At 36.1% G+C, this 17688-nt stretch carries 10 protein-coding genes and 3 pseudogenes; 5 read left to right on the top strand and 8 right to left on the bottom strand.

Annotated features, from left to right (window positions below):
* Positions 1–276 precede the first annotated feature (276 nt).
* Positions 277–1098, bottom strand: a complete 822-nt coding sequence (locus N1I86_RS09780; RefSeq protein ID WP_341096071.1) for a GGDEF domain-containing protein — start codon at positions 1096–1098, stop codon at positions 277–279.
* Between the two features lie 717 nt (positions 1099–1815).
* Between N1I86_RS09780 and N1I86_RS09775 the strand changes: the two genes are divergently transcribed.
* The gene (locus N1I86_RS09775) at positions 1816–2154 is read left to right on the top strand and encodes a helix-turn-helix domain-containing protein (protein ID WP_003353068.1); all 339 of its coding nucleotides are present in this window, start codon (positions 1816–1818) and stop codon (positions 2152–2154) included.
* A 219-nt stretch (positions 2155–2373) separates the two neighbouring features.
* Here N1I86_RS09775 and N1I86_RS09770 read toward each other — a convergent pair.
* From N1I86_RS09770 to N1I86_RS09760, 3 genes and pseudogenes are all read right to left on the bottom strand, one after another.
* Positions 2374–3576: pseudogene (locus tag N1I86_RS09770) on the bottom strand (transposase).
* Between the two features lie 249 nt (positions 3577–3825).
* Positions 3826–5508 (bottom strand): hypothetical protein, encoded by a 1683-nt coding sequence (locus N1I86_RS09765; RefSeq protein ID WP_341096070.1) that lies wholly within the window; start codon positions 5506–5508, stop codon positions 3826–3828.
* Positions 5509–5796: 288 nt separating this feature from the next.
* Entirely contained in the window at positions 5797–6546 is a 750-nt protein-coding gene (locus tag N1I86_RS09760; RefSeq protein WP_341096069.1) for an SDR family NAD(P)-dependent oxidoreductase, read from the bottom strand.
* A 488-nt stretch (positions 6547–7034) separates the two neighbouring features.
* Between N1I86_RS09760 and N1I86_RS09755 the strand changes: the two genes are divergently transcribed.
* The 3 genes from N1I86_RS09755 to N1I86_RS09745 are packed head-to-tail and all read left to right on the top strand — an operon-like array spanning position 7035 to position 12163.
* Positions 7035–8333: a hypothetical protein gene (locus tag N1I86_RS09755; protein ID WP_340397533.1), complete on the top strand. Its 1299-nt coding sequence runs from the start codon at positions 7035–7037 to the stop codon at positions 8331–8333.
* Positions 8317–10299 carry a hypothetical protein gene (locus N1I86_RS09750; protein ID WP_341096067.1) on the top strand — a complete coding sequence of 661 codons (1983 nt, stop codon included), beginning with the start codon at positions 8317–8319 and terminating at the stop codon, positions 10297–10299. Before N1I86_RS09755 ends, N1I86_RS09750 begins: the two co-directional genes overlap by 17 nt.
* Positions 10283–12163 carry a hypothetical protein gene (locus N1I86_RS09745; RefSeq protein ID WP_340397530.1) on the top strand — a complete coding sequence of 627 codons (1881 nt, stop codon included), beginning with the start codon at positions 10283–10285 and terminating at the stop codon, positions 12161–12163. The genes N1I86_RS09750 and N1I86_RS09745 overlap by 17 nt, the downstream gene beginning before the upstream one ends.
* 259 nt (positions 12164–12422) lie before the next feature.
* Here the strand turns inward: N1I86_RS09745 and N1I86_RS09740 are convergent.
* Positions 12423–13468, bottom strand: a protein-coding gene (locus N1I86_RS09740; protein WP_076611651.1) for an IS630-like element ISBs2 family transposase whose coding sequence is annotated in 2 segments (ribosomal slippage) — positions 12423–12962 and positions 12965–13468 — 1044 coding nt in all. Because the reading frame shifts where the segments join, the coding sequence is not laid out codon by codon here.
* A 787-nt stretch (positions 13469–14255) separates the two neighbouring features.
* On the opposite strand from N1I86_RS09740, the gene N1I86_RS09735 reads away from it, so the two are divergent.
* Complete coding sequence (locus N1I86_RS09735) at positions 14256–14696, top strand: hypothetical protein (protein WP_003354865.1); 441 nt, start codon at positions 14256–14258, stop codon at positions 14694–14696.
* A gap of 297 nt (positions 14697–14993) precedes the next feature.
* On the opposite strand, the gene N1I86_RS09730 is transcribed toward N1I86_RS09735, so the two are convergent.
* From N1I86_RS09730 to N1I86_RS16750, 3 genes and pseudogenes are all read right to left on the bottom strand, one after another.
* Positions 14994–16163: an IS256 family transposase gene (locus tag N1I86_RS09730; RefSeq protein ID WP_341095507.1), complete on the bottom strand. Its 1170-nt coding sequence runs from the start codon at positions 16161–16163 to the stop codon at positions 14994–14996.
* A 246-nt stretch (positions 16164–16409) separates the two neighbouring features.
* Positions 16410–16988 (bottom strand): annotated as a pseudogene (locus N1I86_RS09725) (DUF3231 family protein); the annotation flags it as partial.
* 71 nt (positions 16989–17059) lie between these two features.
* Positions 17060–17620, bottom strand: a pseudogene (locus tag N1I86_RS16750) (methyl-accepting chemotaxis protein); the annotation flags it as partial.
* Between the last annotated feature and the right edge of the window lie 68 nt (positions 17621–17688).

The following is a 17688-nucleotide window of genomic DNA, read 5'->3' as shown; positions in this document are numbered from 1 at the left end:
ATCGAATATTTCAAAAATACAGGATGCTTATTCTCCGGAAATGTTTTTCGACCAAATGAAAAGAAAAAGCCATTTCCTAATACTTTCTCATTCAGAAAACACGATTCTCACGTTTTGCCCATACTTCTAACGTATTCTCAAAGAAATTTCGAGAAGTAAGACTATCCACTTCGGTCTACCTTCTGACCCGTCTTTTTACAGAAAAAAAAGATGGGAGATCATTTGACTACCCTTCCAAAGATTCCAATCTCAACATTTTTTCAAAATCATTCTTTTTTAAATGACAACCACTTTGTTGCGTCCCGTTTCTTTTGCTTGATACAAAGCCTTATCCGCTTTCTCCATAAACTCTTTCAAGTCTTTCTCTTTGCTGTATTCTGAGACCCCCACACTGATCGTTACATATATCTGTTTGTCTTTATATACAAAATCCGTCTCTTCCACTGTCTTTCGAATGCGCTCGGCGAGTTTAATGCCTTGTTCTAATGAACAATCTAGCAAAAAAATCAGAAACTCTTCTCCACCCGTTCGAACAAATATGTCAGATTCACGAATGATTTCCTTAACGACTCTACATACTTTTTTTAAGACCATATCTCCTGCATTGTGGCCAAATGTGTCGTTAATGGCTTTGAAATAGTCGATATCAAACAAGATCAACGTCATCGACTCTTCTTTGTTTTGAAACAAACTGCTCTTTTCCAAATTCAAATCTAAATATCTGCGATTATAAATTTTAGTGAGCGGGTCTGTTAATGCAAGATTTCCCAATTCCGCGATCATCTTTGCAGTTCTGATTTGAAAAAAAGAAGCCGTCATGAATATAATCCATTCCACTGCTCCTGTGATCATAAGATGAACCGCATCCCGAAATGAAGGTTGTACCCGATGAAATACAAATTCGGTTATCACCATCAAAATGAAGCTTGAAAATCCAACCGTTATGGCTGCTTTCCACGTTGGGCATAAGATGACGGTCGTAACAGCAGGGATCAAGATAAGCATCCATAACGATTCCAAAGACGAATAGTAATTCACCACCAAAACGATTGACAAAGACAACAAAATAAATGCATACATGAACTTTCGTTTTATCATTGTTCTTCCTTTAATCCAATTATTTTAAGCCCTTACCCTTTCTTTTATTAAGATTTTTGACTGTTTGGCATCGTCTTACAATAGTGACTGTCCGTAATGAACTTTCAATGATTTTGCAAAATGGTTCATTGCATTAGCAATCCCCTTATTATTCCAGAAATTATTTTTTATACTTTGATCATTTTAAACCTATTGCTTCGATAAGAAAAGAAAAATTCTCTTGAGTTTTAGCGAAAATTAAAAAGAAGGGGGGCAAAAGAAGAAAAAATTCATCCATCATTTTATCCGTGACTTAATGAAGTCACGATCACAGAACAACTATAACCGTCTTTTCATTGGCGCCGTCATTTTCCCGCCCATCAAATTCAACTTCATATCCTTACACTTGCCCATTCATTAGACATCATTCCGACACTCTTACAGCATCTCTATGCTGTCCTTAAAAGAATTCTGATTGTTTTGGGACCAAAATAAATTGCACCTATACCATCATTTGAAATTCCATTTTGGATCAAGATATTTAAGAACAAAATCATGGGCGGATATGCCTAAATTCTAGTCATTTCGACGTCATTCGACATGGTTGCTACATAAAATAGGCATCTCGTCCCTTCCCAGAAAATACTATTTATAGTATATCATAATTTATTTTGAATATCCATGGTATCTTGGGAAGCTTAATGATTAAAGCTACAGTTACCTAAGAGGTGGTAAAATATGAGTGAATTGCCAAGGATTATTGGAGAGCGGATTCGAACTTTTCGAAAAGAAAAGGGATTGAGCCAGGAAGAATTAGCTGATATAGCCAATCTACACGCTACATATATAGGACAATTGGAAAGAGGTGAAAAGAATGCCACTCTGGAAAGCATCGAAAAGGTTGCTAAGGCTCTGGAGATTTCTTTAGAAGACCTCTTTCGTTCAATCCACCCAAATCCTAACTCTCAAGAATACACACTGTCCCAAATCATTACTCGCTTACAAACACAGAGCATTGAAAATCAAAAAATCTTTCTCCATTTGCTGGAAGTATTGCTTGAATGGAAAAATCGATGAAAAGTCATTCAATTCATAAGTATTCTTGATGATGGCGGAAGTTTCCATTCCGCCCTTTTTTATTTCAAAAATGACTATTTACATTCATATAACGTTCCTATTCGTTTATTCCCGATATGAAAATGTGGACAATCTCTCAACACACCGCCTGCAATTATTTTTAACAGAAGAACGATTCCAACAGGAACGATGATCAGCAATTTTTCACATTGAATTTTTTTAAGCGGCTTTCTTCCCTTTATTTTCCTTTGCCATCGCTAGCGCTGAAACAAGTAATACAATAGCGTTCAGGTAAATATGGGTCTTTACTTTTTCAATTCCCCATACATGTAGGGAGTTCGCCGTAAGGTAGCTTTTCATTCTTGAATTACAGCGTTCTACACTTGTCCTCTCGTTGTAAAGCTCTTTCCAACGTTTTGTATCACGGTGCGGATTGGAATATCGGCGCACATCCTTTTTGATGTCGACTTTTACCACCATTCCATAGTTGGAAGATGAACAGGCTGCCATTCCTAATGGGCAATCCACTTTGCCGGTTGCGTGAGGACATCTGAACTTGAGCTGGTCCTTATCAGCTCCCCAATAAGTCATTTCATAACCCATGGAACAACGCGGAGTTCCATTGGAAGAAATCCCTTCAGGAGGCTCTTTTTCGTTGCGCAAATTGAGCGGGATAATGGCTTGCGCTCCAATGTTTTTGGCTGATTCATAGTTTTTTAGTTGGTCATATCCGCCATCCATGATCAGAAATTCAATTTTGGATTTGGTACGCTCTGCCACTTGCTCTATTCATTCTGGTGCGACTTCTCCATCGTTCACATGGGCAGGGGTTACTTTTATGGCCATTGGCAGTTCGCTTGCGGTATCGACTGAAAGATGCATCTTATAGCCAAACCAGGTAATTTTATTGCCGAAGGAATCATATTTTGCGCCCCAATTGGCATTACCCGTTTGTTCACTACGCTTTTTGGGCTGTTTCTTTTCATAGGCATCAATGGCGGCACTGTCGATGGCCTGGTGGCTGCCGTCAATTATTCCTTCCTCCTGAGCTAACTGTACCAAGTCAAGGAAGATCTTTTCAGCCAGCTTTTTTTTGGTAAGTGCCGCAAAAACCCGGCTGAGAGTGGAGATAGACGGTGCGGGGCGATCAATCGATAAACCGCATTGATAACGGAAACGAAGGTCTTTATCCAATCGATGATGAAGGGCGGTAAAGGTGTCGATGCCTTCGAGTGGGGCAGCGATGAGAGCCCTTAGAATCCCTTCTCTGGAATGACCGTCAGCCCCTCGGGGTGAAGAACTTCTCAACTGTTTAGCATAAGGGCGTAAATCAAGCGAGCTAAAAAAGATAGGTAATTTCTCTTTTGACTCTAATTTTTGCAGTTCTTCAAAGGAAAATAGGCTTTCTTGTAGAATATACAAAGTGACTTCCTCCTTTTGAATTTTTGTGCTTTCGTCACTTCAAAAATTCTACATTTTAGGGGTGAAGTCCTTTTTTGTGTCTTTGAAATCCTTATGGCTCTTGGGTCAAAAAATATGCAAAATGCTCAAATAAAAACTTGCCGCTCCCTCGATTTCAGACTTGATCTGTTTGAGCTCCACAAACATCTAATCATCAAAGGGAAGCGGCAAGCTGTAACTCTATCTCCCAGAGAACAAAAACACTTTTCCTTATTTTTCGAGACCTTTAATCGTCATCTCTTTTACTGGCAAAAATAGTTCTCCCGTATTTAAATATTTCACATTTACTCGATCTCCCGGCTGCAAGTAAATAGCGAGCGGAACAAGTTCTGAGCTGACAACAAAATTCTCTTTATTGTTCAATAAGAATGATACGTTCGTATAATCACCCACTCTTTCTTTAAATACACGTACAACCGTGCCAGCAACGGTTTTAGCATCTGCTTTTGAACTGCCGTTTACGGTGCTGTCGCTGCGTTGAAGAGCCGTTTTGTACATTTTTAGTGCTTCATTTGGTGTGTCTGCGTATACAGATACTTCAGGGTTGGCAGCAGAGACGATGAAATATTTTTGCAAAAAGCCGTTCGAATCTAGCACAGGTGTTAACCAACTTGCTTCACCGTAAAAATTATAAAGAATCGGCATCGAACCTTTCCATTTTTTCTCAATAAATTTTTTCTCGATAATTTGCAAATCTCCTTGTGAATCCATATACGATTCCTGTAAGTTCCCTGTATAATACGTCGCTTTTCCCGTTCTGCCATTGGTCAATGAATAGCCGAGCATGGAGTCAACATCTTTTTTAGGACTCGTGAAATCGGTAAAGTAGTACATATTTCCATGATCATCAAAAACAGGACTTACATTGGCTTCGGTTCCTTCATCAGTTGGTAATTTGACATCTCTTTTTCCGAAAATACTGTTCCAAAAACCATGAACGTATTTACCAAAATAACGATTTTGCAAACTGACAGCCTCAGGAGATACTGCGCCATCTATAAAAGCCGGCACTTTCTTCAAAGAATAAGATTTTGTATCACCCGTTGCCGGATCGACGACAACGACTCCTGTTGTTTGAAAACCATTCCGTGCTGAGATAAAATGCCCGTACGTACGAATGTAATAAGGTTTTCCCTCATCGTCAATTTCTAACTGCGGGTCGCCATAAAAAATTTTCGTCGGGTATTTTAAGCGCATATGCCGTTCTACATTTTTTTGGAAGAAAGAAGATGGTGTGTACGCCATTTCTCTGTTTACAAATTTCGGATTATCGTCTGCATTGGTCGCACTCATCATAAAGTAGCCGGGGGTCACTTTCCCTTTCCACCATTTAAAAAAACCAGAAAACTCTACCGGTGCGATATATACATATTCGCCCTTTACTTTTTGAATTTGCAAATTTCCCAGCTCATAATAGCTCGCATTCGGAACTTGCCCAAACGCTTTTTTCATTTTATTCCGCGCAAATTTAGGCGGAACACTGGCTGGCTTCTCTTTTTCATCAAATGGTTCTATATCTACTTTTTGATCCATTTTGGCAACTTTATATTTTTCATTCGCATTCCATAATGGCGCTGAAAGCATATAGACAGCCACGATTAAACTTCCTAAAAAAAGAACCCCTTTGATGAGCCGTTCTTTCCCATCCGCCAAGAAAAACCCGAATAAAGTCGTTATCATGAATAACGGCCATAAAGCCGTCCAGTTGCGGTCGATGTTCGTCACATAATACACGATAACGGCCACGATAAAAACAACCGCGACGATGCTTATAAAGAACTTCCCTTTCCCCGTTATGTATGCCTTTCCTTTTTTATTTCCCCCCGTCATCGGTACAACAAGCACCGCTGTACCAAAAGCAATGATAATGGATAACAATATGATTGATCCCATTTCCATTCTCCTTTCTCTTCTTGTATTTCTACGAATATACTGGAAAATGGTTTCATTTTACCCGATTGAAGTTATAAAAGCGAATATTTTACAGTTTGATTGGACAAAAGAAACTATGAGGGCGGATAAAATGCGGGTTTGTGCTTATCTCGTAAAGGCCAATCATTCTGCAAAATAATTGATCTAAAAATGAAGAGGGTGCCCCATCTTTCCACTTTCGGGGCGCCCTTCTCTCCATATTCTATTGCTGTGTCCATAAGCACCTATATTCTAAATAAAACCCACACTTCATTCTTCATAGATCATTTTGATCGTCATGCCACCGTCTATAACAATGTTTTGTCCAGTAATAAAATCATTCTCAGGATCGGTTAAATAAAAACAGCCTTTCGCAATGTCAATCGGTCGGCCTACTCGCCCCGCAGGATGTTGAGAGTGATCGATTTCGTTCAAATTCTCGTAATTTTTCGTTTCAATCCAACCCGGACTTATGGAATTGACACGAATATGATAAGGGCTAAATGAAACAGCCAACGCATGAGATAATGCAACGATTCCACCTTTCGTCGCCGCATAAGCTTCTGAGTGAGGCTCCGACATAAAGGCGCGAGTCGAAGCCATATTCACAATCGCACCGCCATTTTCATTCTTTTTCATATATTTTGCCGCTTCACGTGAACAGAGAAAGACACTCCTCAAATTCGTATGGATGATATCTTCCCACTCTTCCACTGTCAGCTCTAGCGGATCTTTCCATCGAGAAACTCCGGCATTATTAATTAAAATATTCACCTTGCCGTACATTTCATTGGTTTTCTGAAATAAGTGGATAATATCATTCGGTTCACGCACATCGGTTTGAATAGAAACCGCTTCTCCTCCTTGCGTTTTGATTTGTCTGGCAACTTCATTTCCTGTCTCTGCATTCAGCTCAGCGATGACCACTTTTGCCCCTTTTTTCGCATATTGTTCTGCGATGGTTTTGCCGATTCCGCTCCCTGCTCCTGTAACAACTACCACTTGATCTTGAAAGTTCATGGAATCTCACTCCTTTTTCGTATTCAATTAATGACCCTGTTTTCCCCATTGCAAAATATGTCACTAATATCGGTTTTTTGTCCATATATTCCGGACATTCAGTTTCGTTTTTTCAAAAAAATGGATACACCTAAAAGCGTGAACATTTCAAATAAAAAAAGCTTATGGCCACAATCATTATACAAAGAATTTAAACTAATGAATTTTTCTTATTATAGCGCAAAGAGCCCTTTTACTACACTTCCATAAAACTGTTTTCTTGCTTTTAAATTTCTTGTTGGAAGGAAATGTCATTTTTAGCTAAAATGGGTTATACCATGACAAGGTTTTCGACAAACTTTGGATGGTGAACGCTTAAAAATGCTATAATTATATGTAAAAAATGGAGGTATTAGATGAATTTATGAGAAACTTGATAATTATTGTCAAAAAAGCAGATATTGAAGGTATTGAAATCTTTATACAAAGGATATGAAGGGGCGAATACAATGAAACAACTTCCAAAGGAAATGTATGAGAGCTCTTTTGTTGAACAAGTGATCGAGTTAATGTCAAAAAAAATTTTATTAGAAACGACAAAAATGGTAAAATTAAAGGTTCCCGGTTTTTCTAGCAGCAAAGTCAAAACAATCCCTGAAGTAGTACTAAGAAACCATTTAAAAAAAAAGTTGCAAAAAGTAAATAATGCCAAAATATTATTCACAAGTGTGATCGAAGCCACAGAAAATGAATATAGCGGGCTTCCGCAAGAAGAATTTCTATATAAATTGGAAAATGACAAGGAAATCGAGCCCCCTATCAAACTAATATTACTTACTTATTATTTCCCTGCTCTGTATAAAAATGAAAAGGATACAATCATAAAAAGTCTATCAGAAAAGAGTAATTTAGCTGAAGCTTTGTTAGGGGAAAAAGATATAAAAAAAGAGTTAAAAGCTCTTGCTGCTCTTTCCATGAATGATTTGGAGGAAAGGCTTTCCACAATTTTCCCGAATATAGAGCAAGTTTTTTTAGATAGTAGCGATACGAAATCAGTCGTTTATCCATTTTTTAAAGTATTAAAAGAAATGGAGAAAGATACATTTCACGGTATAGATATTGATCAGTTAAATCAAGAAAGTTATTTACATATATGCATTTTATTCATTCAAAAACTGATCGAAAAATGGGAGGAGGAATTGGACCGCAATGAACGCTCAATGAAATTACAAGATAACAAAATTCAGCAATTAAAAGATATGAATGAAAGGTTAAACAAACAACTAACAATGATAAAAAATGAAATGAAGGCTATGAAGACAGAACGTGAACAACTCGCAAAAGAAGTGACAAACAAAGAACTGGTTCTGCAAAAAATCATAAAAGAAAAAGAAATTTCTGAGCATCAGTATAAAAAAGAAATTGAACAATTGCATAAACAAATGGAGAAAATGTATTCCATTCAAGAAGAATCAAACAATAGAGTCCAACCTTTTCAATTAATCAGAGAAGACATTAAAGTGTTTTTGTCAAAAAACGATGAAATTATAGAAACGCTGATTGGGAAAGAACGCGTTTGCTACTTTTCTTCAATCGATCATTTTTCAGAACAGTTAAAAATGATCGAAAAAGAACTTGTATTTATCGTAACAGACGGTATTTCAACGAAGGATATATTTAAAATTGAAAAGCTATTAAAAGAGCATCATAAAATCCAATATCGATTGGTAAGCCAAGGAACACAAAACATTATCCGTTCAATCATTTCATATTTAGAAGGGGAATTGCGCTATGAGGTTGTTAACTAGAATGAATCCAGAAGTTGAACGAAAATTAAAGGATGCATATTTTGTCGGACGATTGGTTTCAGAGAGCGAAATAGCAGGAACATTGCTGGATGAAGCATTGAAATATAAAGATGAATATAATGAAGATATCCAATTTTATATTAAATGTTTATCACCTATCCCTGAAGAAGTTTCAAAACATTTTTCGTTTCAAAACAAAATTTTAACAGGGAATACTCGCAGCAGGCAAAATAGAAAATTATTTAACGAGTTGATCGACTACGATCATCTTATGTTTTATGAAAGGCTTGAGAAAGTCAGAGAGTTATTGGAAGGAAAGCTCCTTGTATTTAAGCTGGATCCTAAGCCGGAGTTTGTTTATGTAGATATTGTGAAAGTGGAAAATATCGAGCCAAAAAGCAAGTATGCGTTAATCCCTGGTCCGCAATTAAAGGTGGAAGAAACGAAAAAAGATTTAGAAATGAAATTGGTGAAAAAAGGATATCCGATTACGCTCAATTCTTATCCTAATATCTTCGATTCTCCTAAGTTTATTTATTATGAAGGTACTTTATATCAAGTATCATTCAATAAATCGAACAATCCGACAACGTATTCACAAAAAGATGGAGTGGATGTCCGTTTTATTGAAATAGAAGATGAATTTGCAGAAATCGTTCACGCTAGAATTGACAATGATTTATATTTTATCGAAAACAAGGAATTGTCGAATTTACAAGATAAAGTCTATAAAGAAGGGATAAGCTTAATTGAGCAATTTTCATATTCCGAACCGGAAGAAGGAATTGAACAGGAAATTGAAGATCATTTTACAGACCAAAATGTAAAGCGTACGTTTAATAAAGAAGAATATGAATTTTTGCAGCGGTTTATTGAAAAAGCTCAAAACCAATATCGATTGTTTTACGATGAAAAAGATATGATCTCCTTCCATGTCAGTGTAAAAACAAACATGCTAACGATTATTGGCGGAATGTCCGGGACAGGAAAAACGCAGCTAGCCAAAATTTATGGAGAAACGTTAGGTCTTGAGCTTGGAAAAAGAATGTTGATCATTCCTGTTTCTCCGTCATATAAAGAACCAAATGACGTACTAGGTTTTTTAAATCCTTCAACAGGTGTTTATCATGAAAGCGAAACTGGGCTAGTCAGTTTATTATTAGAAGCAGAAAAACATCCGGATCGCATTCATATGGTGATATTTGATGAAATGAACTTATCACAAGTCGAACACTGGTTTAGTCCTTTTATATCCCTATTAGAATTAAATGAGGAAGAAAGGTATTTAACACTCTTTAGTGATCAAGATCGTTGCATTAATGGCCATTACAAATCCAAAATCAAAATTCATAACAACATTATTTTTGTTGGAACGGTTAATTTTGATGAAACGACCACAGATTTTTCAGACCGTCTATTAGATCGTGCGAACGTCATTTATCCGAGAAAAAGAAGCTTTATCGGAATAAAAAATGATTATAAAAAATATCAAAAAGTAAAAGAAGTTGAACCTTTAAACGTGATTCATAAAGCGTTTTTGAAAAATTCCAGCTTAGATGATGATTTGTTAAATCTATTATCAACAGATGAATTAACCTTGCTTGATCAAATTCATGAATTGCTTCAAACCTATGACAAACAGAAAGGTGTTTCGTTTAGAACGGTCAACGGAATTGCAAGGTTTATTGCCAATGTCCCCGTTAATGAAGAGGGAGAAGCCATGATATCAAGAGAGGAAGCTTTCGATTTTCAAGTCGTCCAACGAATTTTATCGAAAATCAAAGGAATTGAAACATTTGTAGGTCCGCTAGTAGGAACATATGTGGATGAAAATCAGTATGAAGAAGGAGCATTAGTTAAAATCTTCATGTCAGAAACCGGACAAAAAGTATCAAATTTCACCAATTCAATTAAGTTTATTAAACAGAAAGCTAAAGAGTTGATGCTATATGGATACGTTCAATAATTGTATGGTAATAGATAAAAAACATCGCTTACCGTTTCATCTGCACTTAGAAATAGGAAATCACAAGCAACCGATCGGCCATTTAGTTTCAGACATCAAAAATGTTATGAACTATGTATATGAAATTGAGGAATATAAAAAGCTAGCAGTGGTGTTAAATAGTGAAGGAAATGATATCGAAATAGAAGTCATTTGGAACAAAATATTCGGAGAAGACGAAAAAGATTTTTATGATGTTTTCATTTTAAATAATCTAAACAACCAAAAAGTGTTATATCAAGAAAACGAAAATACCGTTTATCCATGGCGGTGTGGAACTTATATTTTTGAAATTCGCTATCATTCACAAAGCTATTATGGTGCTTTTTCGATCACACCAAAAAATGTCACGAAAATCCAGTTAAAAAAAATTCACAATTTATTAAATGAAAAAATCCAAGGGATTACTGAAGATATAATGAATTTTAATCATGGATTAGGAGAGCAATCGATCTTTGACAAGAGTCATTTTGTTTCTTTTTATAAATGGTATGAGAAAGCGGAGAAAAAATTATTTGCCTCCCTTGACAGCATTCAAAAGGAAAGCGAATCAACCATCATCTATGATTACGTGGTCGAGAATATCCCTAAACATCTCGATTCAACCAGCATTAAATGGCAAAATAGTTCCAAAGGCTTTCTTTTCAAACAGTCTAAATATTTAAACCGTAAATATATCACATCTGTGGATACGGACAATAATCGAATGGTAAAAACGAAAATACATGAATTACTAAAACGGTTAACAGAAGGGAAAAACGAATTGAATCCTTATTTATCCAAACAAAAACAAAAAATAGAGAACACATTACAAGATTTAAACCAAATAAAAACAGAAATAAATAGCATTTCGAATCGAAACACGATCACCTATTCACATAAGAAAAAAATCGAAAACACCTATCATCGGCTGGAAAGAAAGTTGCAACAATATCGGATCGAGGAAAAACAGTTATTAAACTTGATGGAAAGGGTGAAAAAATCGAGTAATCGATTACAAGCCGTTTTAGAGCATTCGTTTTGGAAATCGATTTGCCACCACCAAGTAAAAAGAAAAACAAAAATTCATAAAAAAAGTTACTTGTTATTTGATCATATCATGCAACAATTAAAACAACAGTCAAATCCAGCTCACACAGAGGAATGGATCATTCCAGCCTATAAACCTACGTATTTGTTGTATGAGTATTTTGTTTACTTTGTTGTCATTGAAAGTCTGCAATATTTAAATTTTCATTTTCCTGCTGATTATGATTTAAAGGAGCAATTAAAGCTGTCATTATATAAAGACGGATTAGATGACGGAACAAAGATTACTCTCGAAAACGAGGAACGCCGTTGTTTGATTGAAGTCATTTATAACGAGGAACTGGAATATAATTCACGATTAGCCATTGAGAAAAACAAGCATTTTTTCAGTACAAAATTCCGAAAAAAGCCTGATATTAAAGTTGATTTATATAAAATGCAAGATCATCAAAAGATCTTCCAATCTTCATTTGTTCTGGAAGTCAAATACCGTCCATTATACAATATATTCCAGGAGTATGGTTCCACCTCCACGATGGAGCAAATGGACGATTATAGAGGAATTAAATATACCGATGACAAAGGAAAAATAAAATTCAATATTGTCAAAGAAGTTGTTTGTATATATCCCGGCGACGATTATAAAGAAGTATTATTTAATACGGATTATGGCTATTTTTTGCAGCTCTTCCCTGACGATCAAGAAGAATCAGACCTCCTCATCGGTGTAAATGAATTGCAAAAATTATTAACCGAATGGATTGATTGCTTTTGTCCGATTCCGGTCTCTAAATAAGAACTAGTTTGATTTTCAGTTTGTTCATGGAATATGAATCAATTTTCCTCTATTTTCATAGTGATGAAAACAAAAGCATCAAAACTTTCGGCTGTTTATGTATTTCTCTCGTTTGACTTCCAATACCATTGATCGATGATTGGTATTATTGATTCAATATGGGAATAAAAAGAAAGCCCTCTCTTATTTTAATGACTGTGGAGAGGGCGCTTCTTTTACGACCATTTAAAAGTAGATCTATATAAGTTGAATTAAAGATTTACAACTGAACACACAAACGATCGATCGTTTGTTCTGGTTTCTGGTTGATTCGCTGAATAAAGGCTTGGACATTCTTTCTAATTTCTTGCACACTCGAATAGAACACGTTGTAAATCACGTCTGATTTCAGCCATTTCCATAGCCCTTCAATCAAGTTCAATTGCGGACTGTATGGTGGCAAAAAGACGAGCTCTAACCGATCTTCGTGTTCTTTTAAAAATGGCTGAATGAGTTTGGCATGGTGAATTCGAGCGTTATCTAAAATCATCACTATTTTGCCTGTGGGATAGCGTTCTAACACAAGTTGAAGAAATCGAAGAAATGTTTCCGCGTCATAGCATTCTTCTTCGATGCAAAACACTTCCCCTGTTTCGTAGTTCAACGTGCCAATCAGCTTCAGCCCTTGATGTTTTCCAAACGTCGGAATGATTCGTTGTTTTCCTTTGACAAACCATGTTTTTTGAATCGCTTGGTAATCACGAATCATCGACTCATCTTGAAAGAGGACATGGGCGATGTTCCCATCTACCAGTTTTTTTTTACTTCAGGGAAGGTGATTTCGACGAATTCTTTTTGTTTCTCTTCATCGGCATTGGCTAGTGTATAGGTCGGTTTCGTATAGCTTAGCCCTAACCGATGCAGAATGTCACTTGTTCCGCGAAGCGTGTATGTTGGCCCCCACTTTTGTTGAATGAGTTCAGCGATTATCGCAAGCGTCCAATTATATTTTGCTTCGAATCCCACATCTACGGGGAGCTGATGTTCAATGATCAAAGCCAGCTCTTTTTCCTGCTCAGGGGTCAATCGACGTGGGGCGCCAGGTGAGTATTTCATCTCCAGTCCATCAAGACCGCGCTGGGCGTAGGCATGAATATAGTTATAAATAGTTTTCTTGGATCGACCAATAATCGTTGCGATTTCTCCTTTGGTATATCCCTGCAAATGAAGATAAATCGCTTGGTAGCGTTCATATGCTCGTTTACTTTTTGCTTCTTTCATGGCAGTGGACAACTTTTCGATCTCGTCTTTGTGATTTGGCATCATATTTTCTCTCCGTTCCCCTATTTTCTCTTTGTATTTATTCGCCGTGGAATGGGAGAAAACCTTTATTTCAATTTATATATATCGTTATTTCGAAACATAGATGATAAATATTCGCTTTCGGTAAAAATTATTTTCTCTACAGCAACTTTATAGTAACCTTTTATTGATACAGGATTTATCAAAAAATTGCCTTATCATCTATTTTTTATTTACTGTTTGTTATTTTAATTTCTTCTTTTTCATTTACAAGTAATATTGTTTATCTTGAAGCTAACAATGGTACAATAAATCATTTTTTATTATCTCATAATAAATTAGTAACGTTTGTGATAATTAGATCTTTAATTCATTGCTTCAAAACAACTGCTACAGTATTTATAATGCTTGTTTTTATAGTAATTTTATTGAAGATTAACATAAATTTAGCATCTTTAATTGGAGTTACTTTTACTGGACTTATTGGTTTGTATGGCATAGGAATAGCTTTTTCAAGTCTATCTCTTGTATTTAAAGATATTAAAGCAATAATAAGTTTATTTAAGGTTGGATTTATTTATTTATTTATTGTTTAAACAAAATGAAAACATTTTTATTCCTTTTTCATATGCGAAAGGATTAATTTGGGATATAATCTTAAATGAATATAAAATATCGGATTTTCCTATTAGTTCATTAAGTATAGTTCTTTTAAATTCTTTGGTATACTTTATAATCGGATTAATTATGTTTAATTACTTTGAAAAGATAGCAATGAAAAAGGGAATTCAAAGTTAAAGAGGTGATATTAATGTTCAAATTGGTAAGAATGTTGAAATTGCGAGACCTAGAGTTGTTTCGTTTAGATAATCAAGATAATGAAACTGTCTGTATGCTATTGATTTTAGATTACAGAAGACCTAGTGTTTTAGATGATTTTCCTATTTTAAAGGAAATAGAGGATGAGGATTCATTTGAAGGCGCGGAGAATTATATCCACACGGTAATAATTTCAGAAAAAAAATTAGAAGAAAATATTGTGGACCAAATTGCTGAGGTAATCGAAGGGTTAGTTGAACATAAGCCAAATTGTGATAATAATAATTCTTTTTATATTAGTAAATTCCCTGATAATTTTGAGGCTGGCACACATTTAATAGAGTATATTAAACCTATCTTAGATAAGATGAATTTTGACATTGATCTAACATATATCACTGATAAACATTTTAATTACTTGACTCAAGAATAATCTTTAATTTAATTGTGGTTCTTGAGTGGTACAATGGGCAATGTAGCGGTGAACATTGATCCAATCGTTAACCTAAAAATAGCATTGAATGCCGCAGGAATTAGGGGTGGGAGGATTTTCGACAGCGATGGTAAAAAAGGTACCGTCAAGAATTTTGTGTAATGTAAATGGGGTAGGGTTTCTCTGAAATGGATTTGAATTGATAGGGGACTGATTTTCTCCACACAAGAGACTGAATATTCAGTCTCTTGTGTGGAAAGGGAGAATCCCCTTATTTTGTTTATTTACAATATTTGGTTAACAATAACGTTCTTCAAACATTCGTTGAAGAGCTTCATGCGCTTCGGCAAATCCTCGTAACTTTCTTCCTGCCCATTTCTCGTTAAAATCTTGAATCGTCAAATACACGATTTTTTCAGCGGCTTCTAAACTACTCAAACTGTTCATCGGCTTTAGACGTTTCCGAATCTCTTTGATCGTTCGTTCAATGGCATTGGTCGTGTAAATCACACTTCGAATACTGCTTGGATAATCCATAAATGTAAGGAGGACATCCAACTCATTGGCCCAAGATTGAACTTCTCTTGGATATTTGCTGGACCATTTCGACTCAAACTGTTGAAACATTTGTAACGCCATCTCCTTATTCGGCGCACGATAAATCAGCTTGAGATCCTCGGCCACTTCGAATTGGTCTTTTTTCCGAACACGATTTAGGGTGTTGCGGACTTTGTGAACGACACAGCGCTGCACATCGGCTTTCGGATAAACAGCCTTAAAGGCTTCCTCTAGCCCCGGAAGGCCATCAAATACGCCCAGAAGCACTTCCTGTACGCCTCTTTGGTAGAGGTGTTGAAGAATTTCCTGCCATACATAGGCGCTTTCTTGTCCTCCCACAAAGAAATCAAGAATTTCGCGATATCCTTCTTCGTTCACCCCTAACACCACATAAACCACTTCTTTCTCCACGGTATCGCGACGAAGTTTTACATACAAGCCGTCTAAATATAAGACAGAATAACGTTTGTGCAGGGGACGTTTGTGCCATTTCTCAATGTCTTCTTTCACGATATCGGTCATACGACTGATCGTTGAAGGAGAATAGGCCTTGCCTAAAATTCGTTCAATAAACTTGCCAATTTCACGCGTACTCATACCACTTTGATACATCTTGATGATGGCTTCCTCGAGCCAGCCCGTATGGCGTTGGTAAGGAGCGAACAATTGGGTTTGAAATTCTCCGTTTCGGTCTCTAGGGACCAAAAGACCTTCAATCCGGCCATATTGCGTATCTAGATTTCGTTGATAGTAGCCGTTTCTCATATTCGATGTTCCGGCCTGCTCTATTTCGAGGAAATTCTTGATTTCTTCCCGCATGATCAGTTCTAATTTTTCCTTTACAAACTGACGAATGACACTTTCCAGTTGATTTGCCCAGTCGACATTCGGTATACTTCTTTTAGACATAGGTAGGGTACTCCTTTCTCTAAGATTTTTGGTCCAATCAGAGAATACCCTACCTTTTTTCTTTTGTTCTAGCAAAATGCTTTACACAAAATTTTATACATCATCCCTTTTTTACAGGAGCTAAATTGGATATATATGTTAAGATAGAAGTAAGATTGCGAAGATTTACACTTAAACTATAGGTTTAGTTCATAAAAAAATGAGTTGAAAAAATGCCCTATGCTGTTTGCGTGGGCAATTAAAGTTTTATTTATCTTTTGCAATTTCTTTTCTATTTGGAGCAAGTGGTGGTTCCTCTAACCACTTATTTTTGGTCATTAAGTTGAACCATTCTTTTGTAACTGTTAGGTTTTTCAAAATGATTTTTTCATAAGCCATTGCAAGGTCTAATCGCATGGCTGAAGCAAGTCCTGCTCCATGGTAGGATTGAGCTGTTTGTAATAAGAAACCAATGTGATGCAACATTAATTTATCCGAAAATGGAGAATCTGTAGAATCGGTGACTTCTGATTCCCAAGACATCGGTATAGGTAAATTATCTTGGTGTAATATTTTACCCAATGATTGAATTTGTTCATCTGAAGTTTTTTGTGCTGATTTTAAAAATATCCTAACTTCTTCTGACTGAGTAACCTAGCTAAATCCCATAGACAGAGACTTTTCTAAAATTTTCTTTTTCATATTCAGTGATAAAGCGATTATTTCAGTCGAGGCTAATGGACGTTTGTCACCAAAAAAGCCATCTAAAAATTGTTGACCTTGGACGAATTCCGGGTTTGCTTTCGGATAAAAATAAGGGTCTCTTTGGAAATGTCCTTTTTCCAATGTTTAGTGTTGACATACCATTTGTCCACTTTCATTTGACGAGGGCTCCAAGCAAAGGGCTATTTTACGATCTATTTGTTTTCAGCATCACTCGTAACAACATATCCTTTTGTAACTTCTTCTAAATTTCTAGACATTTCTTGGAGTACGCTTGATGATGCATCTAAATTTCGGGCAGTATGTACTTGTTCCTCAACAGTCGCATTTAACTCTTGTGTTCCAGCCGAAATTTGTTGAGCAGCACTTGCGATGGAATCAATAGCACGATTTAATTGTTCTATTGCTGAAGCTTGCTGCTCCACAGCACCTGCAATATTTGTAGTATTTGCGTTAATTTCTTCTGTCACAGACATGATGACGGTGAGTGCTGATTTTGCTTTATAAGCTAAATTTTGACTCTCTATCACTTCATCTCTAACTTTATCGATTTCAGATACGGTTTCATCTGTACTCTTCTTATTTCGACTAACAATTTCAATAATATTTTTTGCAGCTTTTGCACTTTCTTCGGCTAGTTTTCTAACTTCTTCGGCTACAACGGTAAAACCTTTCCCATACTCACCAGCACGGGCGGCTTCAATCGCTGCATTTAATGCAAGTAAATTGGTTTGATCACTAATATTCGTAATTACACTCACAAGTTGTTCAATTTCGTTAGACTCGTCACTGAGTCTTGAAATCGTATTTTTTAATTTTTCAG

Origin of the sequence: Bacillus sp. FSL W8-0116 (assembly GCF_038003825.1) — a bacterium.
GTDB lineage: Bacteria > Bacillota > Bacilli > Bacillales > DSM-4216 > Bacillus_O > Bacillus_O smithii.
This window is presented reverse-complemented; position numbering and strand designations above follow the sequence as displayed.